The organism is Allosphingosinicella sp. (assembly GCF_036570505.1).
GTDB lineage: Bacteria > Pseudomonadota > Alphaproteobacteria > Sphingomonadales > Sphingomonadaceae > Allosphingosinicella.
In genome coordinates this window covers 1-23,486 of record NZ_DATCYB010000061.1, presented here as the reverse complement: position 1 = coordinate 23,486, position 23,486 = coordinate 1, and the positions used below count along the sequence as shown (strand labels likewise).

Annotated in this window: 27 protein-coding genes, 1 tRNA gene and 2 pseudogenes; 11 read left to right on the top strand and 19 right to left on the bottom strand. The window is 65.6% G+C overall.

The genetic code is table 11. The features are described from left to right. Window positions 1–162: 162 nt before the first annotated feature. From VIR62_RS07165 to VIR62_RS07155, 3 genes are read right to left on the bottom strand one after another with little or no spacing between them, the layout of a single operon-like run. Window positions 163–918 carry an SDR family NAD(P)-dependent oxidoreductase gene (locus VIR62_RS07165; protein ID WP_431869935.1) on the bottom strand — a complete coding sequence of 252 codons (756 nt, stop codon included), beginning with the start codon at window positions 916–918 and terminating at the stop codon, window positions 163–165. A gap of 11 nt (window positions 919–929) precedes the next feature. Further along, window positions 930–1,562, bottom strand: coding sequence for a hypothetical protein (locus tag VIR62_RS07160; protein ID WP_431869933.1), 633 nt, complete (start codon window positions 1,560–1,562; stop codon window positions 930–932). Between the two features lie 38 nt (window positions 1,563–1,600). Beyond that, a complete protein-coding gene (locus VIR62_RS07155; protein ID WP_431869931.1) occupies window positions 1,601–3,076 on the bottom strand; it encodes a sigma-54-dependent transcriptional regulator in 1,476 nt (491 codons plus the stop codon). Window positions 3,077–3,478: 402 nt separating this feature from the next. Between VIR62_RS07155 and VIR62_RS07150 the strand changes: the two genes are divergently transcribed. From VIR62_RS07150 to VIR62_RS07125, 6 genes are all read left to right on the top strand, one after another. Further along, the gene (locus VIR62_RS07150; RefSeq protein WP_431869930.1) at window positions 3,479–3,616 is read left to right on the top strand and encodes an aa3-type cytochrome c oxidase subunit IV; all 138 of its coding nucleotides are present in this window, start codon (window positions 3,479–3,481) and stop codon (window positions 3,614–3,616) included. A 14-nt stretch (window positions 3,617–3,630) separates the two neighbouring features. Further along, complete coding sequence (locus VIR62_RS07145) at window positions 3,631–4,761, top strand: Re/Si-specific NAD(P)(+) transhydrogenase subunit alpha (protein WP_431869928.1); 1,131 nt, start codon at window positions 3,631–3,633, stop codon at window positions 4,759–4,761. A gap of 13 nt (window positions 4,762–4,774) precedes the next feature. Continuing rightward, complete coding sequence (locus VIR62_RS07140; protein WP_431869926.1) at window positions 4,775–5,062, top strand: NAD(P) transhydrogenase subunit alpha; 288 nt, start codon at window positions 4,775–4,777, stop codon at window positions 5,060–5,062. A 24-nt stretch (window positions 5,063–5,086) separates the two neighbouring features. After that, entirely contained in the window at window positions 5,087–6,499 is a 1,413-nt protein-coding gene (locus VIR62_RS07135; RefSeq protein ID WP_431869925.1) for an NAD(P)(+) transhydrogenase (Re/Si-specific) subunit beta, read from the top strand. A 99-nt stretch (window positions 6,500–6,598) separates the two neighbouring features. Then, window positions 6,599–7,297 (top strand): aspartate/glutamate racemase family protein, encoded by a 699-nt coding sequence (locus tag VIR62_RS07130; protein WP_431869923.1) that lies wholly within the window; start codon window positions 6,599–6,601, stop codon window positions 7,295–7,297. A 293-nt stretch (window positions 7,298–7,590) separates the two neighbouring features. After that, a complete protein-coding gene (locus VIR62_RS07125) occupies window positions 7,591–8,514 on the top strand; it encodes a winged helix DNA-binding protein (protein WP_431869921.1) in 924 nt (307 codons plus the stop codon). Between the two features lie 3 nt (window positions 8,515–8,517). On the opposite strand, the gene VIR62_RS07120 is transcribed toward VIR62_RS07125, so the two are convergent. The 3 genes from VIR62_RS07120 to VIR62_RS07110 form a co-directional block, all read right to left on the bottom strand. After that, window positions 8,518–8,769: a hypothetical protein gene (locus VIR62_RS07120; RefSeq protein WP_431869920.1), complete on the bottom strand. Its 252-nt coding sequence runs from the start codon at window positions 8,767–8,769 to the stop codon at window positions 8,518–8,520. Further along, on the bottom strand, window positions 8,766–9,062 hold the full coding sequence (locus tag VIR62_RS07115; protein ID WP_431869919.1) for a DUF1971 domain-containing protein: 297 nt from the start codon (window positions 9,060–9,062) through the stop codon (window positions 8,766–8,768). The genes VIR62_RS07120 and VIR62_RS07115 overlap by 4 nt, the downstream gene beginning before the upstream one ends. 142 nt (window positions 9,063–9,204) lie before the next feature. Continuing rightward, window positions 9,205–9,615, bottom strand: coding sequence for a group III truncated hemoglobin (locus VIR62_RS07110; RefSeq protein ID WP_431869917.1), 411 nt, complete (start codon window positions 9,613–9,615; stop codon window positions 9,205–9,207). A 96-nt stretch (window positions 9,616–9,711) separates the two neighbouring features. On the opposite strand from VIR62_RS07110, the gene VIR62_RS07105 reads away from it, so the two are divergent. Further along, entirely contained in the window at window positions 9,712–10,194 is a 483-nt protein-coding gene (locus tag VIR62_RS07105) for an Rrf2 family transcriptional regulator (RefSeq protein WP_431869915.1), read from the top strand. Then, window positions 10,185–10,260, top strand: a tRNA-Val gene (locus VIR62_RS07100). The genes VIR62_RS07105 and VIR62_RS07100 overlap by 10 nt, the downstream gene beginning before the upstream one ends. 29 nt (window positions 10,261–10,289) lie before the next feature. Here VIR62_RS07100 and VIR62_RS07095 read toward each other — a convergent pair. The 6 genes and pseudogenes from VIR62_RS07095 to VIR62_RS07070 form a co-directional block, all read right to left on the bottom strand. Further along, window positions 10,290–10,871, bottom strand: coding sequence for a hypothetical protein (locus VIR62_RS07095; protein WP_431869914.1), 582 nt, complete (start codon window positions 10,869–10,871; stop codon window positions 10,290–10,292). Between the two features lie 19 nt (window positions 10,872–10,890). Then, the gene (locus tag VIR62_RS07090; RefSeq protein ID WP_431869912.1) at window positions 10,891–12,129 is read right to left on the bottom strand and encodes a DUF4328 domain-containing protein; all 1,239 of its coding nucleotides are present in this window, start codon (window positions 12,127–12,129) and stop codon (window positions 10,891–10,893) included. A gap of 54 nt (window positions 12,130–12,183) precedes the next feature. Beyond that, window positions 12,184–12,873, bottom strand: coding sequence for a DUF4328 domain-containing protein (locus tag VIR62_RS07085; protein WP_431869910.1), 690 nt, complete (start codon window positions 12,871–12,873; stop codon window positions 12,184–12,186). Next, entirely contained in the window at window positions 12,873–13,373 is a 501-nt protein-coding gene (locus VIR62_RS07080; RefSeq protein WP_431869908.1) for a hypothetical protein, read from the bottom strand. The genes VIR62_RS07085 and VIR62_RS07080 overlap by 1 nt, the downstream gene beginning before the upstream one ends. A gap of 218 nt (window positions 13,374–13,591) precedes the next feature. After that, window positions 13,592–14,054, bottom strand: a pseudogene (gene msrB, locus VIR62_RS07075) (peptide-methionine (R)-S-oxide reductase MsrB). A 57-nt stretch (window positions 14,055–14,111) separates the two neighbouring features. Beyond that, on the bottom strand, window positions 14,112–14,675 hold the full coding sequence (locus VIR62_RS07070; RefSeq protein WP_431869906.1) for a helix-turn-helix domain-containing protein: 564 nt from the start codon (window positions 14,673–14,675) through the stop codon (window positions 14,112–14,114). Between the two features lie 195 nt (window positions 14,676–14,870). On the opposite strand from VIR62_RS07070, the pseudogene VIR62_RS07065 reads away from it, so the two are divergent. Both VIR62_RS07065 and VIR62_RS07060 read left to right on the top strand, forming a co-directional pair. Then, window positions 14,871–15,354, top strand: a pseudogene (locus VIR62_RS07065) (DUF6456 domain-containing protein). Window positions 15,355–15,375: 21 nt separating this feature from the next. Continuing rightward, the gene (locus tag VIR62_RS07060; RefSeq protein WP_431869905.1) at window positions 15,376–15,771 is read left to right on the top strand and encodes an I78 family peptidase inhibitor; all 396 of its coding nucleotides are present in this window, start codon (window positions 15,376–15,378) and stop codon (window positions 15,769–15,771) included. 3 nt (window positions 15,772–15,774) lie between these two features. On the opposite strand, the gene VIR62_RS07055 is transcribed toward VIR62_RS07060, so the two are convergent. From VIR62_RS07055 to VIR62_RS07030, 6 genes are all read right to left on the bottom strand, one after another. Continuing rightward, on the bottom strand, window positions 15,775–16,041 hold the full coding sequence (locus tag VIR62_RS07055; RefSeq protein ID WP_431869903.1) for a hypothetical protein: 267 nt from the start codon (window positions 16,039–16,041) through the stop codon (window positions 15,775–15,777). 148 nt (window positions 16,042–16,189) lie between these two features. Then, window positions 16,190–17,132, bottom strand: a protein-coding gene (locus VIR62_RS07050) for an IS630 family transposase (RefSeq protein ID WP_431869901.1) whose coding sequence is annotated in 2 segments (ribosomal slippage) — window positions 16,190–16,787 and window positions 16,786–17,132 — 945 coding nt in all. Because the reading frame shifts where the segments join, the coding sequence is not laid out codon by codon here. A gap of 218 nt (window positions 17,133–17,350) precedes the next feature. Beyond that, window positions 17,351–17,659, bottom strand: coding sequence for a hypothetical protein (locus VIR62_RS07045; protein ID WP_431869899.1), 309 nt, complete (start codon window positions 17,657–17,659; stop codon window positions 17,351–17,353). 25 nt (window positions 17,660–17,684) lie between these two features. Continuing rightward, window positions 17,685–19,073: an MATE family efflux transporter gene (locus VIR62_RS07040; protein WP_431869897.1), complete on the bottom strand. Its 1,389-nt coding sequence runs from the start codon at window positions 19,071–19,073 to the stop codon at window positions 17,685–17,687. 38 nt (window positions 19,074–19,111) lie between these two features. Continuing rightward, on the bottom strand, window positions 19,112–20,161 hold the full coding sequence (locus tag VIR62_RS07035; RefSeq protein WP_431869895.1) for a PepSY-associated TM helix domain-containing protein: 1,050 nt from the start codon (window positions 20,159–20,161) through the stop codon (window positions 19,112–19,114). Beyond that, window positions 20,161–22,299, bottom strand: coding sequence for a TonB-dependent receptor (locus VIR62_RS07030; protein ID WP_431869893.1), 2,139 nt, complete (start codon window positions 22,297–22,299; stop codon window positions 20,161–20,163). Before VIR62_RS07030 ends, VIR62_RS07035 begins: the two co-directional genes overlap by 1 nt. Before the next feature lie 120 nt (window positions 22,300–22,419). Here VIR62_RS07030 and VIR62_RS07025 point away from each other — a divergent pair, with 120 nt between their 5' ends. Next, window positions 22,420–23,058 (top strand): glutathione S-transferase family protein, encoded by a 639-nt coding sequence (locus VIR62_RS07025; RefSeq protein ID WP_431869891.1) that lies wholly within the window; start codon window positions 22,420–22,422, stop codon window positions 23,056–23,058. Between the two features lie 228 nt (window positions 23,059–23,286). Here VIR62_RS07025 and VIR62_RS07020 read toward each other — a convergent pair. Continuing rightward, on the bottom strand, window positions 23,287–23,486 hold a 200-nt coding region (locus VIR62_RS07020), incomplete at its 5' end, for a hypothetical protein (RefSeq protein WP_431869890.1).

The window sequence follows — 23,486 nt, the reverse complement described above, 5'->3', positions numbered from 1 at the left end:
CAGCAGACAATCAGCATATAAGATATCTTCTCGGATCAGTTATCGTGACAGGCAACCGCTCTTCACGATAATCGGTTCCTGGATTGCGCCAAGCCGTTGCCGGCGAACGGTTAGCCGATGTTTCGTTCAGGAAAGTGCGATCGAGTCGCGATCGGGCGGCCGTTAGAGCGAGTAGCCGCCGTCGCTGACGAGGCACGCGCCCGTGACGAACGCGGCTTTGTCGGAAAGGAGGAACGCTATCTGCTCGGCGATCTCCTCGGGTTTGGCATAGCGCCTCATCGGCGTAGCGATCTTGCCCATTGCCTCGAACGCGGCCGCTTCGCTGCCCATGTCCATCACCATGTCGGCGAAGAAAGGCATGCTGCTCCAGATGGGAGTCTCGACGCCGCCGGGTGCGATGGCGTTGACGCGGATGCCGTCCGGCGCGCCTTCCTTTGCGGCAATGCGGGCGAGCTGGATCACGGCGGCCTTGGAGGCGCCATAAGCAGCGATGCCGGGTTCGGCCTTCACGCCGGCGACCGAGGCGGTGAGGACGATCGCTCCGCCACTCGACTTCATCGCCCGCATCGCCGTCCGCAGGGTCAAGAAGGCGCCGTCGAGATTGACCGACATGACCCGCCGCCAATCGGCGAACTCCATTTCCCCGATCGGCTTGCCGTCCGCGACCCCGGCGTTGACGAGCGCGTGGGTGACGCCGGTGAGATCGGCGCCCCTCCAGAGCGTTTCATCCGCCACGTCGCCGATGAGCAAGGCCCGTTCGCAGGGGAGGCTGAAGGCGAAGTCGGCGAGCCTGTCTTCGTCGCGGTCCGCCAGAATGAGCTTCTTGGCGCCGCGCTGCGCCAGCAGGCTCGCCGTCGCCGCGCCAATGCCGGAGGCGGCGCCCGTGATGAGGATGGAGGCGTTGGCGAATGGGGACATGGCGCCGGCTCTTAGCGGTTTGTCGGGGCGAGGCTTTGGAGGACCGCCGCGATCGCGTCCGCGGGCGGGTTGCCGCTGGTGCGGAACTGGCGGACGATCAGGATTGTGCGCTCGCCTACGGGCAGGAGGATGTGCTCGGCGCCCTCTCCCTCGGCGCCGATCCTCCAGGCAAGGCCGTCGATGCCGGCGACACGCATCGGCTCGAGAAGCTCCTCGGAAAAGCGCGCGCTGATCGCCTCATACGGTTCCTCAACCATGGCGAAGGCCAGACCGGCCTCCAGTTCGGCATTGCAGAGGCTGGCCTGGCCGGACAGGCCGTAAAGGCATTCGGCCTTGCCGATCAGCTTTTCCCGGTCGGCGGCGATGAGCTTGGTGCCCGGCACGCGCACGGTCCAGTCGGGCGGCACTGCCACGGAAGCGTCCACGGGCGCCAGCTGGGCTGCATCATAGCGGTAGGTGAGCGGGCCGATCGCGCTTATGACGGAGCCTTGCTCGGGCGCAGACGCAAGGTCGTCCGCCGATGCAGCGACCAGCGCGACGACATTGCTGTCATCCGCGCCATTTCCTCGCGGCTCGGCCTGGCACGCCGCAAGGGCGAAGCAGGCGGTGGCGAGGCGGAGGAAGGATGGGAAGGCATCGGCCATGGGGCCTCTTAGCCCCGGATGCCGTCAACCGAAAGCCGTCAGGCGGCGTCGCCGATGCCGAGCTCGCCGAGTTTGCGGTATAGGGTCGACCGGCCGATGCCGAGGCGGCGGGCGACTTCGGTCATGCGGCCGCGATAATGGCCGATGGCAAGGCGGATGACGTCGGCCTCGATAGCCTCGAGGCTCCGGAGGTTCCCGTCCGGTTGGTAGAGCGTGATGCCGGGGCCGCTGGAGAAGGCAGCACTGCTGGACGCGCCGTTCAGTACCTTGGCATGATAATCGTCGGCGCGCTTGTTGTAGGTCGATTCCTGCGCGATGTGCGGGAAATCGGCAGCGGTCAGCGCATTGCCGTCGCACAGCACGGCGGCCCGGAACAGGGCGTTCTGCAGCTGGCGGACATTGCCCGGCCAGCCATAGGTCATGAGGACGGCTAGGCCGTCGTCGGTGATGCTGAGGTATCGCATGCCCGGCTGCTCGGCGATGCGAGCGAGCAGGTGGCGCGCGAGCGCCGGGATGTCGCTCGAACGGGCGCGAAGCGGCGGAACGGCGCAGTGGACGACGTTGAGCCGGTAATAAAGGTCCTCCCGGAAGCGCCCGGCGGCGACCTCCTCGGCGAGGCGGCGATTGGTGGCGGCGATGATGCGGACATCGACAATCTGGATGGAGCGGCCGCCGACACGCTGGATCTCGCCCGTTTCGAGGGCGCGCAGCAGCTTGACCTGGGTGTCGAGCGGCAGCTCGCCGACCTCGTCGAGGAAGAGGGTGGTGCCGTCGGCATCCTCGAAGCGGCCGATATGCCGGTCGAACGCGCCGGTGAAGGCGCCCTTTTCATGACCGAAGAGGACTGATTCGACGAGATTGGCCGGGATCGCCCCACAATTGACGGTAACGAGCGGTTTCTTGCCCCTCGGCGACGCGGTGTGGATCGCCTGGGCGAGAACCTCCTTGCCCGACCCGCTTTCTCCCTCGATCAGCACGGAGACGCGGGCACGGGCGGCCTTGGCGGCGATGGCCATGGCGGCGCGGAATTCGGGCGCCGACCCGACGATCTCGTCGAAATCGAGTGGCTGCGCGATCTTTTCGGACAGTGGCCGCAGCTCGCTCTTCGCCTTGCGGCGGTCGGTGGCGGCATTCAAGGCGGCGAGCAGGCGATCGGGGGCGATCGGCTTCACCAGAAAATCGTTCGCGCCGGCCCGCATTGCGTCCACCGCCACGCCGACCGAGGTCTGCGCGGTAAGGACGAGCAGCGGGAGATCGGGACGAAGGGCCCGGATCTGCTGGATGACCACATCGCCTGCCTCGCCGGGGAGCCAGTGATCGAGCAGGATCGCCTCGACGTCCTGGCCTTCCTCGCTCTGGAGCAGCGCTTGCGCGGCTTCGACGTCGGGGGCGCCCATCACCCACCAGCCGGCGCGGGCGCCGATGGCGGTCACCAGCCGGCGTTGGGCCGGCTCATCGTCGATCAGCAACAGGCAACGGTTCGCGCTTGGCCGGGTGGATGCTGCTACGCTCATGCCAAGGCCTGTAACGGGATCAGGTAAAGGCCCGCTTAAACTGGCGCCCTGAAACGTCCAGAGCGGGAAAAACGGGGCACGAGACGGAGGGGGAGCCGCCTCGTGCCCCGGCATGCATGCCAATGACCGGGGCGATTCCCCGGCGGGTGTGATTTAGGGCCGCTCGACACGGCGCGACATTCGAAAAACGGTATATGCATTTCAGCAAGGATCCGATTGGGTGGCGAGGACATTGCATAGCGAAGAAATGATGTGGGCGCTGGCGGCTGCCCTCGTCGAGGGATCGTATCGAGCTCAGACTCGCGGCCTGGCAGCACCCGTGGGATATTGACACTTTGGACTTGGGACATCGCGCGCCCGTTGATAAGGGTTGTGCCGACCAAAGGATTTAAGAGGACGGCAATGGCGGGCGAAGGCGAAGCGCAGGTTGAGATGAAGGCCCATGAAAAGAGCTATTCGCTCTTTTCAGCGATGATGAAATGGGGCGCCGTCGTCAGCTTCGTCGTAGCGATGCTCGTCGTTCTGATCCTCGCCAGCTGACCGGGGCCGCGGGGGTGAAGATCGCGGTTCTGAAGGAAACAGTGGAGGGTGAGCGCCGGGTCGCCGCCACCCCCGAGACCGTCAAGAAGTTCATCGCGCTGGGCGCCGAGATGGCGGTCGAGCGGGGCGCGGGCGCCAGCGCGTCGATCGCGGATGCCGATTTCGAAGCGGCCGGCGCCACTTTGGGTTCACGGGCGGATGTGTTGCAGGGCGCGGACGCAGTGCTCGCCGTGCAGGGGCCGTCGCCGGGTGATCTTGGCGATATCAAGCCGGGCGCGCTGGTCGTGGCAGCGCTCAATCCCTTCGGCGAGCGCGAGCGCGTGGACGCCTATGCGGCTGTCGGCGTGGAGGCGCTGGCGATGGAGTTCATGCCGCGCATCACCCGCGCCCAGTCGATGGACATATTGTCGAGCCAGGCGAACCTCGCCGGCTACAAGGCGGTGCTCGACGCCGCCTCCGAATATGGCCGGGCGTTCCCGATGATGATGACCGCGGCCGGCACGATTTCGGCCGCGCGGGTGTTCATCATGGGCGTCGGCGTCGCGGGCCTGCAAGCGATCGCCACGGCGAAGCGGCTGGGCGCCGTCGTCTCCGCGACCGACGTGCGCGCCGCGACGCGCGAGCAGATCGAGAGCCTCGGCGGCAAGGCGATCTTCGTCGAGGAGGTGAAGGGCATCGAAGGCGAGGGCGCCGGCGGCTACGCTACCGAAATGTCCGACGAATACAAGATGGCGCAGGCCGAGCTCGTCTCCAGCCATATCGCCAAGCAGGACATCGTCATCACCACAGCCCTCATCCCCGGCAGGCCCGCCCCCCGCCTTATCAGTGACGCTCAGGTGGCGACGATGAAGCCGGGCAGCGTGATCGTCGATCTAGCTGTCGAACAGGGCGGCAATGTCGAAGGCGCGGTCGCGGGCGAAATCGTGGAGCGTCACGGCGTCAAGATCGTCGGCCACCGCAATGTGCCCAGCCGCCTCGCCGCCGACACGTCCGCCCTTTACGCCCGCAACCTCTACAACTTCCTCTCCGCCTTCTGGGACCAGGAAGCAAAGCGGGTCGTGCTGCCGGATGACGATGAGATCGTGAAGGGCGTGCGGCTCACCAAGGGCGGCAAGGTAGTGAACGAGAGACTGTCGACGGGCTGAGCGGAGAGCACAAATGACCTTCATATCGATCCTGTCGATCTTCGTGCTGGCCTGTTTCGTCGGCTATTATGTCGTCTGGTCGGTGACGCCGGCGCTGCACACGCCGCTGATGGCCGTCACCAACGCGATTTCCTCGGTGATAATCGTCGGCGCGCTGATCGCGGCGGCGACGGCGGGGGTGCCGGAGGCGAAGTGGATCGGCCTCGCCGCCGTAGCTATGGCGAGCGTCAATATCTTCGGCGGCTTCGCGGTGACCGAGCGGATGCTGGCCATGTACAAGAAGAAGGAGCGCAAGGGGTGATCGGGCGCTCGGGGGTAATGGCGCATGCATGAAGTCGCCCACGTTCCGGCCTGGGTGCCGCTCGCCTATCTGATCGCGGGCGTCTGCTTCATCCTGGCGTTGAGGGGCCTGTCCTCACCGGAAAGCTCGCGCCGGGGCAATCGCTTCGGCATGGTTGGCATGGCCATCGCCGTGGTCACCACCCTCGTCACCCACGAGATCGCGAGCCTCGTCGAAATCCTGATCGCCATCGCCATCGGCGGCGCGATCGGCTTCGTCATCGCCAGGCGGATAGCGATGACCGCGATGCCGCAGCTGGTGGCGGCGTTCCACAGCCTCGTCGGGATGGCGGCGGTGCTGGTCGGGGCGGCGGCGTTCCTCAATCCCGACGCCTTCGGCATCCTCGACGCGGACGGGGAAATACTCGACGTCAGCCGGGTCGAGATGGGGCTCGGCGTCGCGATCGGCGCGATCACTTTCTCGGGTTCGGTGATCGCGTTCCTCAAACTGAACGGCAACATGTCGGGCAAGCCGATCATCCTGCCGATGCGGCATGTGATCAATCTCGGCACGCTGGCCGCCATCCTCGGGCTCATCGGCTATTTCGTCACCGACCAGTCGGGCTGGGTGTTCTGGACGGTAACGGCCCTGTCCTTCCTGATCGGATTCCTGCTGATCATCCCGATTGGCGGCGCCGACATGCCGGTCGTGGTCTCGATGCTGAACAGCTATTCGGGCTGGGCGGCGGCGGCGATGGGGTTCACCCTGCAAAACAGCGCGATGATCATCACCGGGGCGCTGGTCGGCAGCTCGGGCGCGATCCTTTCCTACATCATGTGCCGGGCGATGAACCGCTCCTTCATCAGCGTCATCGCCGGCGGTTTCGGCGGCGATGCCGTGTCGGGCGGCGGCGGGCCCGCGCTCGACCGTCCCTACAAGCGCGGCTCGGCGGAGGACGCGGCCTTCCTGATGAAGCAGGCGGAGCAGGTCATCATCGTCCCCGGCTACGGCATGGCGGTGGCCCAGGCGCAGCATGCGCTGCGCGAAATGGGCGACCTGCTGGAGGCTGAAGGGGTGACCGTCAAATACGCCATCCATCCCGTCGCCGGCCGAATGCCCGGCCATATGAACGTGCTGCTCGCCGAGGCCAGCGTCGATTACGACAAGGTGTTCGAGCTCGAGGACATCAACTCCGAATTCGCGCGCTCCGACGTCGCCTTCGTGATCGGGGCCAACGACGTCACCAACCCCTCGGCCAAGACCGACAAGTCGTCCCCCATCTATGGCATGCCGGTGCTCGACGTGGAGAAGGCCAAGACCGTCCTGTTCATCAAACGATCGATGGGGGGCGCCGGTTATGCCGGCGTCGAAAACGAACTGTTCTTTCGCGACAACACCATGATGCTTTTGGCCGATGCCAAGAAGATGGTGGAAGACATCGTGAAGTCGCTCGTCTAGAAAGCGATTCATCCCCTCCGGCAGTGGTCGTGGGGGCTTGCCAAAGTGGTCTTTCGAGAGAGTCCGGGCGCGGCGATGGTCGCGCGGGTGGGAGTGCAAGTGCGCAAGCTGGGTCTAATCGGCGGGATGAGCTGGGCCTCGACCGTCCTTTATTATGAGGCGATCAACAAGGGCGTGAGTCGCCGCCAGGGAGGGCTGGTCTCCGCGCCGCTGCTCATCGAGAGCCACGATTTCGGGCCGATCGCCGAGCTTCAGTCGGCGGGCGAGTGGGACGCCCTGGCCGAGATGATGGCCGCGTCGGCGAAGCGGCTCGAGAGGGCCGGCGCCGAGGGGCTGCTCATAGCCAGCAACACGATGCACAAGGTCTATGATCGCGTCGCCGGCGAGGTCCAAATCCCGATGCTCCACATCGGCGACATCACGGCCGAAAAGCTCGTGCGGGACGGCGTGAAGCGGGCCGGGCTGATCGGCACGCGCTTCACGATGTCGGAGCCTTTCTATCGCGAGCGGATCGAGGCCCACGGCATCGAGGTCACGGTTCCCGATGCGGCGATGGCGCGGGAGATCGACCGCATCATCTTCGACGAGCTGACGCGCGGCACCGTCAGCCGCGTATCGCAGCGGACCTTGAAGACCTGCCTCACCATGATGGCGCAGGCGCGGATGCAGGCGGTGATCCTCGGCTGCACCGAACTGGTGATGCTGGTCGATCCCGGCGCCAACGTGCTGCCGGTATACGACACGACCGCGCTCCATAGTCAGGCCGCCGTGGACTGGATCCTGGCCGCGGACGCCTGAACGGGGGGGCATCCTCGTCGGCTGCCGCCGTCTTGGAGGAAAATGACTCCAAATCGGTCCAGATTCGCCGACAGTGTCGCGCCGGCGCGAGGACTAGATTCAATTCACGCCGCGAGCGAACGGACGCTCCTCTCGTCCGGGCCGGCGCGTTCGTCGCCGCCGCGGTCCGCGTGGAACCCGACAGGTCCATGTCTTCACGCTTTTGGCATGGGAAAGTCGCGCCGATATGGAGACGTCGGACCCTCAAAATTCCTCCGCATCGGCGACAGATAGGGCCCGATGAGGACATGACCATGCCGCTGAACATCGCGCATGATGCGCTGTACATGATCGAATATCGGGATAGTCCAGCGGTGCTCGTCCTGGCCGATGGCGAGGCCGCCGCCGAGCGGGGGCGCCGGGCGGCGGAACAGGCGGGCTGCCGCGTCAGCGACACGGTCGGTATAGAGGAAGCCGTCGACCGGCTAGATCGGCAGGCCGCCGTGAGCACGGTCGTCGTCGAGCTTGACCGCGATCATGGCGCCGTACTCGACCGGCTGCTCGATCGGCTGGAGGCGGCGGCGCGGGCGGACCGGCATGGCAGCGTGGTCGCGGTTCCGCCGGAGTTGATCGACCTGGTCGCCGCGCGCACTCCGCATGCGGGGGTTCATCATCTTTGCGGCGCGACCGAGCTGGAACGAGTGGCGGCGATCGCGTTCGCCTCGGCCCCGCGGCCGAAGCGGCTGCATGACGTGCGGCGATCGCAGGGAATAGGCTTGCAGCAGCTGAGCGAGGAGGTCGGTCGGATCGCCAGCATCCTGGCCAGCCTTTCCGAAGGGGCAGAGGCTTCCGAAGCGCCCGCGCGGCCGTCGGAGACGGAGAAGGAGGGGGAGATCACGGCGGGGCAGGTGCGGACCATCATCCGCGCGCGGCGCCTGCGTGACCGGTATTTCCATGCCGATCTGTTCGCCGATCCGGCCTGGGACATGCAGCTCGACCTGCTGGCCGCACGGTTGGCGGACGAGCGGGTGGCGGTCTCTAGCCTCTGCGTCGCCGCCGCGGTCCCGCCCACAACGGCGCTTCGCTGGATCAAGACGCTATGCGAACACGGGCTGTTCGTCCGTTCGGCCGACCCGCAGGACGGGCGCCGGGTATTCATCGAGCTGACGGACGAGGCGGCGGCGAGCCTGGAAGCCTATCTGAAGGCGGTGCAAAGGCTCTCGCCGCTCCTCGTCTAGGGGTTAGCGGACCTCGTCGTCCTGTCCGCTATTGGCGCTGAGGAAAACGAGTGCCATCAGCCCACCGCCGAGGAGGACCGTGAAGCCGACGCCGAGGATGGTCGCCAGGATCATGTGCCAGGGCATCTCGCCGTCCTGCATGCCGAGATAGATGAGAGCGCCCATGATCGTCACGACGGCCGCGCCGCCGGTCCACGCCATCAGGCGGCGGAACGCGACGCGGGCGTCGACGGGCCGTTGGGGCGTAGAGGTCATGCGGGGTCTCCTTGGAGGATCTGGGGCGGTCGGTCGTAGAATTCGACCTGCATCTTCATGGCTCCTTCGGGCCGCACATAGTGCGTCCGCTCCGGAAGAATAAGGCCCGGACGGGAGGGCGACAGCGATTCCTCGCGCACGGGATCGAGATGGACGAGTCGGAGACGGCCTTCCAGAACGCGGATCACGCCCCAGACGCCGGCCTTCGTGCTGTGCTCCCGCTTCAGCGCGGCGGGCAGGCTCGTCTCGTCGAACACCGGTGTCGTGCGATAGGGTGAAGGGGCGTCAGACATGTCAGGCTGCGGTCCGAATCTCGCTGGCGTGGGGCGGGTAAGGCGCGACGCGGGCATCGTCTACGGGCCGGCCGGCGCCGGATCGACGCCCTGACGCTCCAGCGGAGCGGAACCGAGAACGGAGTTCACCATCATTCTTTCCTTACGAAGATGCCCGGGCGCTGGCCTGGGGTTCATGGGGAGGAACGCGGAAGAAGAGACCGAGCTTCAGGCTATCGGCGATATGGGCGGCCTTGGCCTGCATCGCGGCGGCGGCGGCGGGCGGCATCAGTTCGTCCGTGACGTCGGCCCAGAGCTCTAGCCAGCGATCGAACATCGACGGCTCGATCGCTTCGGCATGGCGGCGGTGCGCGGCCATCGGATTGCCCTTGTAGCGCCCGCTGGTCAGCATCACCGACGACCAGAAGCGGCTGAGGCGGTCGAGATGCTCGTCCCAATCCTCCACCGCGGCGTTGAAAAGCGGACCAATCCGGTCGTCCTGGCGGACGCGTGCATAGAAGGCGTGAACCACCTTCGTCAGCTGGTCGTCGTCGAGATCGGGCGGGGCTTTCATCGGCGGCTCCGAATCATGTATAGAAAATACATAATTGCTGCGCTAATAGATGTAAATGAAATACATCATTAGCGCAGCCGGTGGACTGGATGAGGAATGCGACTGACGCTCTACACCGATTATGCCCTGCGCGTGCTCACCTATGCAGGGGCGAACGCGGATCGGCTGTGCTCGGTCTCCGAGATCGCCACCTCCTACGGTGTGTCGCGCAACCACCTGACCAAGGTGGTCCACGATCTCGGCAAGGCCGGCTTCATTGAGAGCGCGCGTGGTCGCGCCGGCGGAATCAGGCTGGCGCGGCCGGCGTCGGCGATCGGTGTCGGCGAAGTGGTGCGCCATACCGAGGACGGCTTCACGCTGGTCGACTGCAGCCAGTGCCGCATCGCCCCCGGGTGCCGGCTGACCGGCATTTTCGGACAGGCCGTGGCGGCGTTCATCGGCGTGCTCGACCGCTATACGCTGGCCGACCTGGTCGAGCGTCCCGGCGATCTGGCCGCGCTGCTCGGCAGCGACCGGGACTTGCTCTCGGCTTCGCCAAGTGGCAGTGCGCGGGCGCTGCGCAAGGGCGCGGGCGCTTAGCTCAGTTGGTAGAGCATCTCGTTTACACCGAGAGGGTCGGCGGTTCGAGCCCGTCAGCGCCCACCAGTTCCGATAGGGACCGGTAGCTTCGAGACCTATCGCGGCCGCTGTTCGTCAGAATGCCGCCGCTTCATTTGCACTTCGATCGCGGCGCGCTCGGCTTTCGAGCAGGCGAGCAGCGTCTCTACCGCCGCGGCCGCGCCATTCATGTCGAAGCTCACGGGATCTTCACCATCAAGGTGGACTTCCATCGTTTCGGCCGCCGCCATCCGGCGCAGAAAGTCGGCATCCACGCCGGTATTGAAACCGGGGCCGACTTCGCCCGCCTGGACGAAACCCAGGACCGGCAGGTCGGCCTTGGCGGTCTCCCGGTCGTCGAAGCCGAACGCGACCGATAGGTTCTCTGCTTCGGAGATGCTCTTCCAGGAATCGTTGGAAACGGAGAGGAAATAGGTTTCTGTCCCTAGGACTGTCGAGATTGAGAGCGTCGCGAGCGCCGTGCGGTCGTCTGCCGCGGGTCCGTCCCAGGAGCTTTGAACGATGCAGGCGGGCCACCAGGCCGACCATGACGATTCGGGCGAAAGCGGCCACCACTCACCGTTGCTGGTGATGGGAGGCGCGGCGACGGCCGGAACGGCCGCGAACAGCAAGGCGGCGGTGAGCCCGGTATTTCTCATCCACGATCCTTCCCGTGTCCTAATCTACGGGTACACCCCTTCCCCTCAGCGCGGCGATCAAGTCCCCATCCTTTGCGTCCAGGAACGAGAGATCGAAAGTCTCGGTTTTCCGCCCCCTTCCATCGGACAGGTCCACAACCAGATTTCTGACCCTGTACCCACGCTCAATCCTGGCCGACAGGATGTCGCTCCACTCCATCAGCCGCGGCGACCTGCCGAACACGCCCGTTTTCCATGACAGGCCCCGTTCGCCGACACGCAGCTGGACGCTGCGGTCGATCAGCGCCCGGCCTCCGAGGAATAACAGTAAGGTCGCGAGAAGCATTCCGAGGCCGAGGACTACCAACAGGATCCAGGATCCCGCGTCTCTCATCTCGATCGGCAGACCATCGGCCAGTGGGATGAGCATCAACACACCGATGGGCAAATACACGCAGCCGACGATGATGGAAAAGCGCGCCTCGTAATCGGTCTGGTTCGCGCCAGACCCCATAGCAGTTCCGAGGCTGGGACGGGCGGGCGCGTCGGCGATAGAAGGCCTATCCGATGGGGGCACTCCGATAGCGCGGGCGGCGAATGCGGCCGAGGAGTCGCGAGGGCCGGTCTGCATCGCCTGGATTCGCGCGACGATCGTCGCAAGCGGCAGGGCCGCGAAGACGGTGAAAAGATGGGACAGCGCCGTGACCTTGTCGGCCAGCTGGAGCAGGCCTTGCGCTCCCTCCGGGTCGAGCGCCTGGCGGCCTCTTCCCTGGCCGGTCAGGACCATGGCGGCGACCGTCGCGACCTGCCACCCCAGCCAGAATAGCCACCACCAGGCCAGCAGGGCGGATGTGTCCGCCGCCTCCCAGTCCCCCGGTTTGGCGCTCGCCTTCGAGAGCTGGCGCATCGCCTGAAAAGGCATCCACAGATTGGCGATCGGGACGAAGAACCAGCCGACCGACATGCCGGGCGAGGCCGCCAGATCCCTCGCGCCCAGCGCGCGCGCGTTGACGTTGGCGCGATGGATCCAGCGAAGAACGACTATGGCGCAGGCCAGCCAGGCGAGGCCACGGCCGATACCGAGCGCGGATTCCAGCGCGGTGACCTCCGCGTGCCGGTCGACGAAGGGTTCGTATCCGAAGGCCCAGTCCGCCAGCCATAACGCCGTGATAGCGGCGAGCGCATAGAGCAGCCATCGCGTCACGCCCGCGAGCCCCGCCATGTCGCGATACTGGTAGCCGTAGGCGAGTGGGGCCAGCCTGCTTGCGCTTCCGTTCATTGTCGTCCCCCCGTGCGTTCCGTGGGCTATCCCGTCCATGCCCGGCGCGGCGCGTCAGGCGAGCGCCTCCGCCGATCCACGGTGCGCGGCCTGCAGCGCCTCGACGCGTCCGATGATCATCGCCAGCAGCAGCGCGGCGGGAATCATGAGAAGGTTCGATATGGCGATGAGCCCTTCGGCGCCCAGAAGCAGCGTCGTCGCGCCTTCGGGGTCGAACGGCTGCCGGCCTGCCGCTTCGAGCATCATCGGCAGGGCGATCGTCGCGGAGATTCCGGCCGCCAGCCAGAAGAGCCACCAGAATATCAGCGGCGGGGGCGTGCCGACCGTTTCCCAGTCGTGCGGCTTGACGCTCCCTTTCCAGATTTCGCGCATTCCCTGCAAGGGCATCCACAGATTAGCGAGGGGAATGAAATACCACAGGATCGACATGAGCGGCGTCACCGTCAGGTCGGTGGCGCCGAGCGCGCGCGCATTGGCGTTGGCGACATAGGTCCAGCGAAGTACCGTCACCACATTGGCGATCCACAGCGGGAACTCCAGCAGGCCGACCACGGCCTCGATGGGGGCGGGGGGCGCCGAAGCGACGAGCGTCGACCCGTCGCCGCCCAAACCCGAAAAATAGAACCCGGCGGCAGACACGGCGGCGCTCGCGTAAAGCAGCCATTGGGTCACGCGCGCGAAGGTTGCCATGTCCCGGTAGGGGCGGTCATATCCGGCGTCGGCGTGGCCCGCCGAGGTCGACATCAGGCGGGTGCCGCGGGCGCGATCGGGTCCGGCGATGCGGCGCTAGCCGCATATCCGCTGTCGGCGTCGAACTGGCGCCGGCTTTCGATCCGCGCCTTGCGATAGAGATACCAGCAGACGGCCGACAATATCATGATGCCGAAGGGGAGAAGGCCGACATCGCCCGTTATCGCGATCATCAGGACCACGGTGGCGAGCAGGAGCAGAAACATGAACCGCATCGCCTTCTCGTTACCTCCGACCCAGGCGTAGGCGGTTTCGCCTTGCCGGCTCCGAATTCCGTGCACGCCTTTCTGATCGACGGCGGTGAAAAGATAGAAACGGCCGCTCGTCCCCGGACTCAGGATGTTGGCAAGCTCATCCGCCACCAGCGCCTTGGTGACGGTCTTTTCGGCGCCGTTGTCGAGCCGGAACCGGATAGTTCTGAAAATGGTGAACTTGCCCCGCTTTCGCTTGATATCAACGGCTTCGATTGTGCCATCTATCGTCGATGTGCCCATTTCCCCCTCCGCCGTCAGCGTATGATCGCGGTCACCTCAGCCTCATCTTCATCGAGTCTTGGATTCGGGCACAGATGATCTTGCGAGTCAAGGCCGGGTGACCCGCGAATTCTTTCGGGTCCAGCCGAGGAACCAGAGGAGGAGGAAAGTCCCGACCGCCGAAAGAGCAAGCGAGGCCATGCAGCCGAGGCGGTTCGAAAAGAAGAACACGATCCGCGCTATTTGCCCGCGGGCGCTTCGTCCCTCGCCAGGCGGTGTGGCGGCTCTTCGCCCTCCGGCACGAACTCCAGCGAGACCGAATTGAGGCAATAACGCTGATGATTGGGCGGCGGACCGTCCGGGAAGACGTGGCCGAGATGGGTATCGCAGCGCGCGCAGCGTTCCTCGATGCGGACCATGCCGTGGCTCGTGTCGCGTATTTCGCTGACGTGGGCGGGATCGAAGGGCTCGGTGAAGCTCGGCCAGCCGGTGCCGGATTCGAACTTGCTTCCCGACCGGAAGGCCGCACAGGCGGCAGGCATAGAGGCCGCCCTCCTTGTTGTTCAGCAGAGTGCCGCAAAAGGCCCGCTCGGTGCCGTGGTGGAGGATGACTTCACGTTCCTCTGCGGTGAGATCGCGGGCGAGCACGTCGCGCTTCGCATCCGTGAGGGGAAGGATGTCGTATCCGCTCGCGCTCTTCATGCCTGACCCTTCCATCCCGGTTGCCTCGAGAACGGCCGCGGGGTGGGCCGGTTCCGACTACAGCTTCCGGATCAGCTTCACCGCCATCGCGGCCCAAGGCGGATCGGCGACGACGATCTGGCGCCGGCCGGAGCCCAGGGGGAGGATGTGAAGCTTTCCTTCCTCGCGACCGATCAGGCGGCCGAACAGGTAGCGGCCGGCGGGACGGGGGAGTAGGATGTCCTTGTTCATCGCCGGCCCGAGCTGTTCGGGCGAAAGCCGTTTCAGCCAGATTTCGTCGCCGCCGCGATAGTCGCCAAAGCCCGCGGCGACGGTAATCGCGACCAGGCCAGGCTCCGACCCCGGGGGGATCACGACGCCCTCGCGCCGCGGAGCGTGGGCACCGTCATGCTCGAGCACGGCCGCGACGGGTATGTCCTCCCGGTCCGGCAGCTTGACCAGATCGCCGGCCTCGACCCCGAGCGCCCCGGCGATGCGGTTGAGCCAGCCGACGGACACGGTGCGCGTGCCGGTTTCCAGCCGTCCGATCGTCTGCGGTGTCGTCGGCGGGTCACAGCGGTCGGCGACGTCTTGGAGGGTCATCTTCTTCGCGCGGCGGACTTCGCGGATGCGGGTGATCATTTTCGTCCTCATGAACCTCAACGGTTATTTCTCTTTCCTACATGCGCACCGAAATGGCAAGACCCTCGTTCGAGGATTCGATAGGAGAGGCACGTGGCGGCACCGAAAAGAAACAGGATATTGATCGAACGAGCCGTGCCGGGCGATGAGGGCGGGCTCGGACGCGCTCCCACGCGATCGGCAACGGGAAAGCGGGTGCGCTCGGTCACTGTCAATCTCGCGGAATCGCCGTTGGGATGGCTGAGGGCGCGGCCATGTCAGCGCGCGGCAGTTTGAGGCGGGGGAACGGCTACGCGGCGAATGGGAGCGGGCCCAGCTCGGCCCCAGCGTCACCATGAAATGGAATGCGCCGCCTCTGGACAAGACCGCTCGCGGAGCCCTGAAACCAACGATCCGACCACCGCCAGATCGCGACAAAGCAAAGATTCGACGCGGCCGTGGCGGCTGTGGGCCCTGGCCTGGACGACGTGGTGTGGCGCATTGTCTGCGCAGGCGAAGGCATGCGCGATGCGGAACGGGCTCTCGGCTGGTCGGCGCGGGCCGGCAAACTGGTTCTCGGCCTAGCCCTCGATCGATTGTGGCCGATTTCTACCGACTCTCCCCAGCCGCCGGGAAAGTGCCTCGTCACGACGCGCATACGGTCGTCTCCGGGAACCCGAAAGCAAGAAGCCGCCTTTAACCCGCTGAAGGAGAAAGTCCGATGCGCCTTTCGATCATTGCCGCCGCCGGTATTCTGGCCGCTTGCGCCGTTCAGCCGGCGGAGCCCGAAGAGGAAAATGAGATGATCGCAGCCGAATCGTCCGAGCCCGCGCCGGCAGATAGCAATGTCGTCACCGAGCCAGCGCAGACCGAACCCGGCGAGCCGCCGTCCTCGGAGCCAACCGGTCCGGTGCTCGAAGACGCCGACGAATGCGGCGCTTCGAATTATCAAAATCTGGTGGGTCAGCCGCGCTCGCAAATTCCGGACGAGCCTGAAAATGCCAATTGGCGGATCGCCTGCACGACCTGTCCGGTGACGATGGATTACAGCCCAGAGCGCATGAACATCTTCTACGACGAGGACACGGAGATCATCGAAGAGGTGAAATGCGGCTAGGCATCAGGCTGCGTTCGCCTCCGCCCAGATCGCGTCGCCCCGGTGGCCGCGGCTGCGCACGCCCATGCCCATGAGGCCGCCGTCGGCCAGCGCGAGCGCCGTCGCGCAGAAGCCGCATTCGGCGGAAAAGCGCCCGATGATCCAGTGCGACCGACCGCAGCCGGGGCAATGGTTGATCTCACCCTCGCGATAGACGGCGTGATAGCCGCGCAGCGCTGGATCGTGTGCGAATGCCTGTTCCCCCTGGCGATGCATGATGGAACCGAACATGGCTTCTTCCTCCTGAGCTTCTGTTATACCACAGGACAGGCGCTGCGGCGAAGCGTTTGATTTCATCGTTGAACCGAGGCGAGCTGGCGTGGTTTTCCAGCCACAACCTTCCCCTTCGCCTCGTCCCGCTGTCTAGAGTCGGATGACGTTAGGCTGACGCATAGCCGGAGTTTCTGAGATAGTTGGCGCACTCGTGTGGCGGGAACGCGTCGAGGAGGGTTCCGATGCGTTGCCAGGTTGCTTCGTGGGTGCGCTCGGCGGCTTTTCGCATGAGGTGTTTGAGCTTGGCGAAGACCTGCTCGATCGGGTTGAGGTCTGGCGAGTAGGGCGGCAGGAACAGCAGCCGCGCGCCGGCGGCGCGGATCGCGCTCCGCACCGCCGGACGTTTGTGGCTCGAGAGATTGTCCATGATGACGATGTCGCCGGGCGAGAGCGTCGGCACGAGGCACTGCTCGACATAGTCGGTGAAGCTCTGGCCGTTGACCGGCTGGTCGAGCACGCAAGGGGCATCGATCCGGTCGCAGCGGAGCGCCGCGAGGAAGGTCATCGTGCGCCAGTGGCCATAAGGCACTTTGGCGTGGAGCCGTTGGCCGCGTGGCGCCCAGCCGCGCAACGGCGCCATGTTCGTCTTCGCCCAGGTCTCGTCGATGAAGACGAGGCGAGCCGGATCAAGCCGGCCCTGATACTTCCGCCACTGTTCGCGCCGCCTTGCGATCCAAGGCCGGAGCTGTTCGGCGGGCAGCACGCTTTTTTTTGAAGCTCAGTCCCTCGGCATGGACGAACCGCCAGACCTGGACATAGTCGACCTTCACGCCCCGTTCGGCCAGCTCGGCGACCAGTCCGCGCAGCGTGAAGTCGCTGCTTGTCCGCTCAAGCAGCCAAGTGCGATGCGCGCCCGACAGTATACCCAGCCTGTGACCACCCATCTGGCCCGGAGCCGCGCTGCCCGTCTCGCGAACCCGCCGCACCCATTTGATCGCTGAACTCGCCGCCACACCAAAGCGCGCGGCCGCCGCATGACAAGACATCCCGTCCACTGCCACCGCCGCAACGACCCGCTCACGCAAATCCATCGAATAAGGCTTCGCCATGCTCGCTGGCCTCCAGCTCCCAGCAAGCATCTTGAATCAGAAAATCAGACCCAAGGGAATCCTCATCGAATCCGCCTGACGTCATCCCGCTCTAGCGTCTCCCTACGTCCGGCTGCGGACCATGGGGTCCGGCTTTCGACCAAGACGGTAACGGGGTCGGCGTGCCGCACCGCGGGCGACCAAATATCCATTCTGGCCGACGAAAGCGGCGGACTCGGTCAGCGAGTCGGCACGCCGTAGCAATGGGCCCGGACGGCGCGGGCGAGGGGAATGTCGCCGGCCTCCCGGGCAAGCCGCTCGCCGATGGCGCAGTCGCCGGACGCCACGACCTCGCCCACCCGCTGGCCAAGGGAGGCGGCATCGGCCCGATCTCGCTTCTGCACGGGAGGAGGCGCCCTTTCCGCGGCGCTGGACTGGCGCCCGAGCGCGTTCCAGTCGACCCACATCGCGCCGAAGCCGGCGGATTCCGCCGATGGCGGTACCTGAGCGGCCTGCAGCAGCAAAATCAAGGCGGACGTGACGGCCATGGCGATCGCATTATATCCCAAGTGCTTAGCCGTGCGTGAGGCCGAGCGCGTCCCTTCGCATCCAGCGCGTCACCATCAGAACGGCGACGACGGCAAGGCCGAGGGCGAGGCCGATCCAGATGCCGATACCGCCCCAGCCCAGGCCGAACGCGAGCACGACGCCGCCGCCAAGGCCGATTACCCAATAGCCGAAGGCCGCGTAGATCATCGGCATTGTCGTGTCGTGAAGGCCGCGAAGCATGCCGGCGGCGACCGCCTGCGCGCCATCGACGATCTGGAACAGGGCCGCGACAGCGAGGAAGGAGACGGCGAGCGAGATCACCTCGGCGTTGCGCGGGTCGGACTCGTCGAGGAATCCGTAGACGAGAAGATGGGGAATGGTGAGCATCAGGAGCGCCATCATGGCCATGAAGCCTTCACCGAGCGCGAAGCTGGTCCAGCCGGCGCGGGCGATGCCGGCCGGGTCGCGGCGCCCCAAGGCGAGGCCGACGCGGACGGTGACTGCCTGCGAAAGACCCAACGGCACCATGAACGAGAGGGCGGCGATCTGGATGGCGATGGCGTGCGCGGCGAGCGCGGCCGTGGAGATAAGGCCCATCAGGAACACCGCGGCGTTGAAGATGCTGATCTCCAGGAACAGGGTCACGGCGATGGGGAGCCCGAGACGCCAGATCTGGGCGAATCTCTCCCAATCGGCGCGCCAGAAGCGGCCGAACAGGCGATAGCGGCGGAAGCTCTTGTGGCGGGTGACGACGACCGCGAGAGCCACGAACATGAGCAGGTTGGAGAGCGCGCTGCCGATGCCGGCGCCAAGCAGGCCCAGGGCAGGAAAGCCGAGCGCTCCGAAGATCAGGCAATAGTTCAGCGCCGCGTTAAAGAGGACGGCGACGCCGCCGACGACCAGCGCCCAGAGCGGCTTTTCGAGCGCCGAGATGAACGATCGCAGGATCAGGAAGAAGAAATAGGGGAGGAGGCCCCACATGACGGCGCGCACGAAGCGCGCCGCGTCGGCGGAGAGTTCCGGATCCTGTCCAAAGGCGATGAGGATCGGCTCGGCCTGCCAAAGGATCAGCCAGAACGGAATGACGATGGCGACCGCCGCCCACATCGCCTGGCGCACGGTACGACGGACGTCGCGAACGCTGTGGCGGAAGCGGCCGAGTTCGCGTGCCATCATCGGCGCCGAGGCGGTGACGAGGCCAAGACCGAAGATGAGGCAGGCGTTGAACAGGTTGACCCCAAGCGCGCCCGCGGCGAGCGTCCGGGGTCCCACCCAGCCGAGCAGAATGATATCGGTCGCATGGATCGCGGCCTGGGCGAGGTTGGTGAGAATGAGCGGATAGGCGAGGAGTAAGGTCGCGCGGATTTCCCGGCGCCAAAGGCTGTGCGAGAAAGGCGAGGCGCGGCGAAGCATGGAGCCCATTAGGGCCGGCTGTCGAAGGGTGGAAGGGGCTAGCGGCGGCGCCCTTTCCTGAACCAGGAGCGTAGCGCGTGGACGGCGGCGAACAGGGCGATGATCGCGCTGACGAGATAGATGACGCGAAGCGTGAGGCCGCCGAGCACCCCAGTGTGGAGGGGATAAAGGAGGTTGTAGAGGCGGTTGCCGGCGCCGCTCTCGGGCTCGCTGGTCGCCGCGGTCGCCGTGGCGCTGGCCGGGTCCCAGCTGAAGGTGGAGCGCCCGTTGGGGTGGCGCTCTTCGGGCTGGCGAAGGCGAAGGGTGGCGGTGCCGCCAGCCTCGGCAGGCGGAATGTAGAGGCGCGGCTCGGCTTTGGGGAAGCGGGCGTGGGAAAGCACGGCCAGGGAGCCGCGCGCGGCAGGGACGTCGACGGTCGGGTCCTTTTTGCCGAACGCCCCCGTGAGAAGAGAGGTGGCCTGTTCGTGGAATACGATCGCGCCGCCGGAAAGGGCGGCCAGGAAGAGCGCGGGCGCCATCAGAATGCCGAGCGTGGTATGGGCGGCGAGGTGCGAGGCGTGGGTCGGGCGTTTCGCGCGAGCATTGGACAGCCGCCAGCCGCGTCGCCACGGCCACCAGAGATAGAGGCCGATGAGGACGAGACCGGCAATGGCGAGGCCGAACGCGCCGGAGATCAGCTTTCCCGTCTCCCCCGCCAGAAGATAATGGTGGAGCTCGAACAGCCAGTCCATTGCGCGGACGAGGCCGAGACGGTCTTCCAGCGGCGCGAGGCTGATCGGGTCGTAGAGCGCCGTTCTATGGTCGGGCAGATAGACGATGAAGGTCCGGAGCGTTTCGTCGGGAAACTTAATCGATGTGAAGCTGCCCGGCTCGAGGCGATCGGCGAGCCGCTGCGCTTGGCTGATCGTGTCGGCGGGAATGGTGCCGAGCTCCGGGTGGACGAGTGACAATATTTCGGGCTTGAACAGGAGCAATGTGCCGGTGGCGGCCGCCATCAGCAGATAGAGGGCGGCGAAGAGGCCGAACGTGGCATGCACCCAGCGCAGGGCAGGGCGGAGGCGCGACTTGCCCCTTCTTCCGCTCGCCATCAAAACTCCGTCGAATAGCCCAGCGTAAAGGTGCGGCCGCGGCCGGCGAAGAAGTCCTCGTCCAAGGTGGAGCCGGCCTGGCCGTAATAGGTGATATATTGCGCGTCGGCCAGATTCTGGACGGCGAAGCTCAAGGTGCCGAAGCCGGTCTCGTAGCCGGCATAGAGGTCGAACAGCGTGTAGCCGTCGAAATTGGCGGCATTGAGGCCGGCTGCGTCCTCGAAATTGCGATCGAAAAGAGTCGCCGACTGCAGGCGCAGCGAGAGAGCATCGCCCGACCAGCCGGCGTAGAGGTTGAGGCGGTTGGGGCCGATATTGATCGCGTCGAGATCGGCGTCGAGGCGGCCGTCATCGTCGGAATCGACCTCGCCCTTCAGCATCGAAAGGTTGCCGCCCGCGCTGAAACCGGAGCCGAGCGTAACCTCCAGGGTCGCCTCCAGGCCTTCGATCCGGGTCTTCTGGCGCACGACGCTGAAGATGCCGTCCGCGTCGGCGACGAGGCGGGAGCCCTGATCGGACTTCGAGATGAAATAGGCGAGCTGCGCGGTCAGGAAATCCTGGCGGACGGTAAGGCCGGCCTCATAATTGTCGGCGATGACCGGCGACAGCGTGAGCAGGTCGTCGACGCTCGTGTTGGGGACCCGCACGGCCCTCAGCACGCGCCCGACGTCGGGGACGGTATAGCCCTGCGAATAGCTGGCGTAGGCGCTGACGCCGTCCAGGAACTCATAAATGGTGGAGCCATTCAGGAGCAGCTCGTCAAAGCTCGGGCTGCCGCCGATCACCGGCGTCTCGACGAGGTCCGAGCGGTTGCCGGCGATGCTGTTGTAATCGCCGACCTTCAGCGTCGCATTTTCCCAGCGGGCGCCGCCGGCAAAGGTAAGGCGGTCGGTGACCGGAAGGTCGAGCTGCAGGAACGGGGCGATATTCTCGTAGGTCGTCTCGGGCACCCAGAAGCGGCCGGTGTGTATCAGCGCCTGGCTGGTCGTGTCCTCGAGATAATCGACGCCGCCGATGATATCGGCATCGGATCCGCCGATATCGGTGTAGCGCTGGGTGAAGCGGACGCCGAGTTTCTCCGAGCGGTTCTGCGACTGGTCGAACAAGGTGCCGACAGGCGCGATGGCGGGATCCTGAAAGATGGCGAAGCGGTCGCCGCCATAGGTTGCCTTGAAATCCTGTCGGTAGAGTTGGCTGGTGAAGGTGCCACCGAGGAGGTCGCGGTGGGTGTAGTCGAGCGACATGGTAAGGACGTCGTTGAGCGCCGGCTCGCCTTCCGGGGCGCCACGCCGCGACGTCACGGGGATGCCGGCGTCGCGATCGCCAGGGACGCTCGACCAGTCGCCGTCGCCTTTCAGGTCGAACTTGTTGATGGTGAACTGGAGGCGCTGGACGGCGGTCGGTTCCCAACCGAACTTGCCGAAGAAATTGGTCTGGGTGGAATCGGCGAGATCGCCCTGGGTCGCGTCAACCCCGATCGATCGGCCCTCTCCGTCGGAGAAGAGGCCGCGCTTATGATAGCTGGCCGAGCCCAGGAAATCGAAGTCGCCGAAGCGTTTGGAGGCATAGGCGCCGGCGCGATGCTCGAAGCCTTCGTCGTTGAAGTCGTCGGCTGCGGTGACGGCCGCATCGACGCCGAACGTCCAATTGCCGGACCGGTCCGGTTTCTTGGTCACGAAATTGACGATGCCGCCGGTGGCGCCAAGACCCTGAATGGCGTTGGCCCCGTTGATCACTTCGACCCGTTCGATGGCGATGAGGTCGATCGTGTAGCCGTCGCGCGAGCCGTTGCGCAGTGGGTTGGACTGAGGCACTCCGTCGATCAGGTAGAGCGGATCGCGACCGCGAAAGGATTCGCCGAAGCTGGAGAGCTTCTGCCGGCTGGGTGAGAAGCTGGGGACGAGGTTGGCGAGGAGCGACGAGGTGTCGGTCGCGATCAGGCGCTGCTGCTCGATCTCCTCCTCGTCGATGATGGTGACGAGAGCGGGAATGGCGTTCAGGGGCTTTTCGCCGCGGGTGGCGGTGACGATGATCGAATCATCGTGCGGACGGCCTTGGTCCTCCGGGCCAATCTGGGCACGGGCGGCTGAGGGTGTCAGGCACAAGCCCAGCGCGGCGGAAAGCAGGAAACGGTACAAAGAAACCCCCTATGCAACTGCAAATCATTCGCAACAGCCGCATAGTGGCGTGAACCCGGTTGTCAACAACCTTGCCGGGCTAGGGATGGTTGCATAAGAAAACTAAACAGGGAGACTCACATGATCATCTATGGCTCGTCGTTATCGCCGTTCGTCCGCAAGGTGCTGGTCTCCGGAGCGGAAAAAGGCATCGCGCTGGAGTTGAAGGGGCCCGGGTCGGACGAGGCGGAGTTTCGCGAAGCGAGCCCGTTCGGAAAAATGCCCGCCCTGAAAGATGGCGATTTCACACTCTCGGATTCGACCGCGATCGTCACCTACCTGGAGGCGGTCCGGCCGGAGCCGTCGCTGATTCCGGCTGAGCCCCGGGCGCGGGCGCGGACCATCTGGTACGATGAATTCGCCGACACGATCCTGTTCGGCTGCGGGCGCAAGATGTTCTTCAACCGGATCGTCGCACCGCGTTTCCTGGGGCGCGAGGGCAACTTGGCCGAGGCGGAGCAGGCGGAGCGCGAGGAGCTGCCGCCCATCCTCGACTATCTGGAAGGGATAATCCCTGACAGCGGCTGGCTGGTCGAGGACCGGCTGACCCTCGCCGACATTGCGGTGGCGAGCCCTTTCGCCAATTTACGTCACCTCGGCATCGACATCGGCGCGGCAAGACGCCCAAAGCTCGCGGCCTTCATCGACAGGATGCTGTCGCGGCCGAGCTTCAAGGACTGGGTCGATCGTGAGACGGCGTTCCTCGCCCGGGCGGCCTAACCCGTTGTCGAGGTCGAGCCAAGGTGGTGAGACGCCTGTCGCGCCTAAGGATGCTTGTAGTTGTGCCGCGCCTGCCGCTTGCGGACATAATAGACGCGAACGGCAATCAGGGCGCCGATCAGGAGGAGGATGAGCAGATACGCTATAAGGGTTCTCAGTTCCATTCCAAGATAACGCTTCGAAGCCGTTACGGTGCCTTTAAATTCGGACAGTTCGCCGCGCCGTCTTCTAATAGCTGAAGTCGCCCGGCCGGGCGCAGGCGGCGCGGTCGCCGTCGCGGCAGGCGCGGACCCGCTCCAGCCATAGCGCGTGGTTGCGCTCGGCCTCGATCTGGGTGCGCTCGATCTCGGCCCGATAGGCCGCCTCGGCCTCGGCCATGGCGGCCTCGCGTTCGGCGAGCTGGCGCCCATAATCGGCCTGGGTGGCTT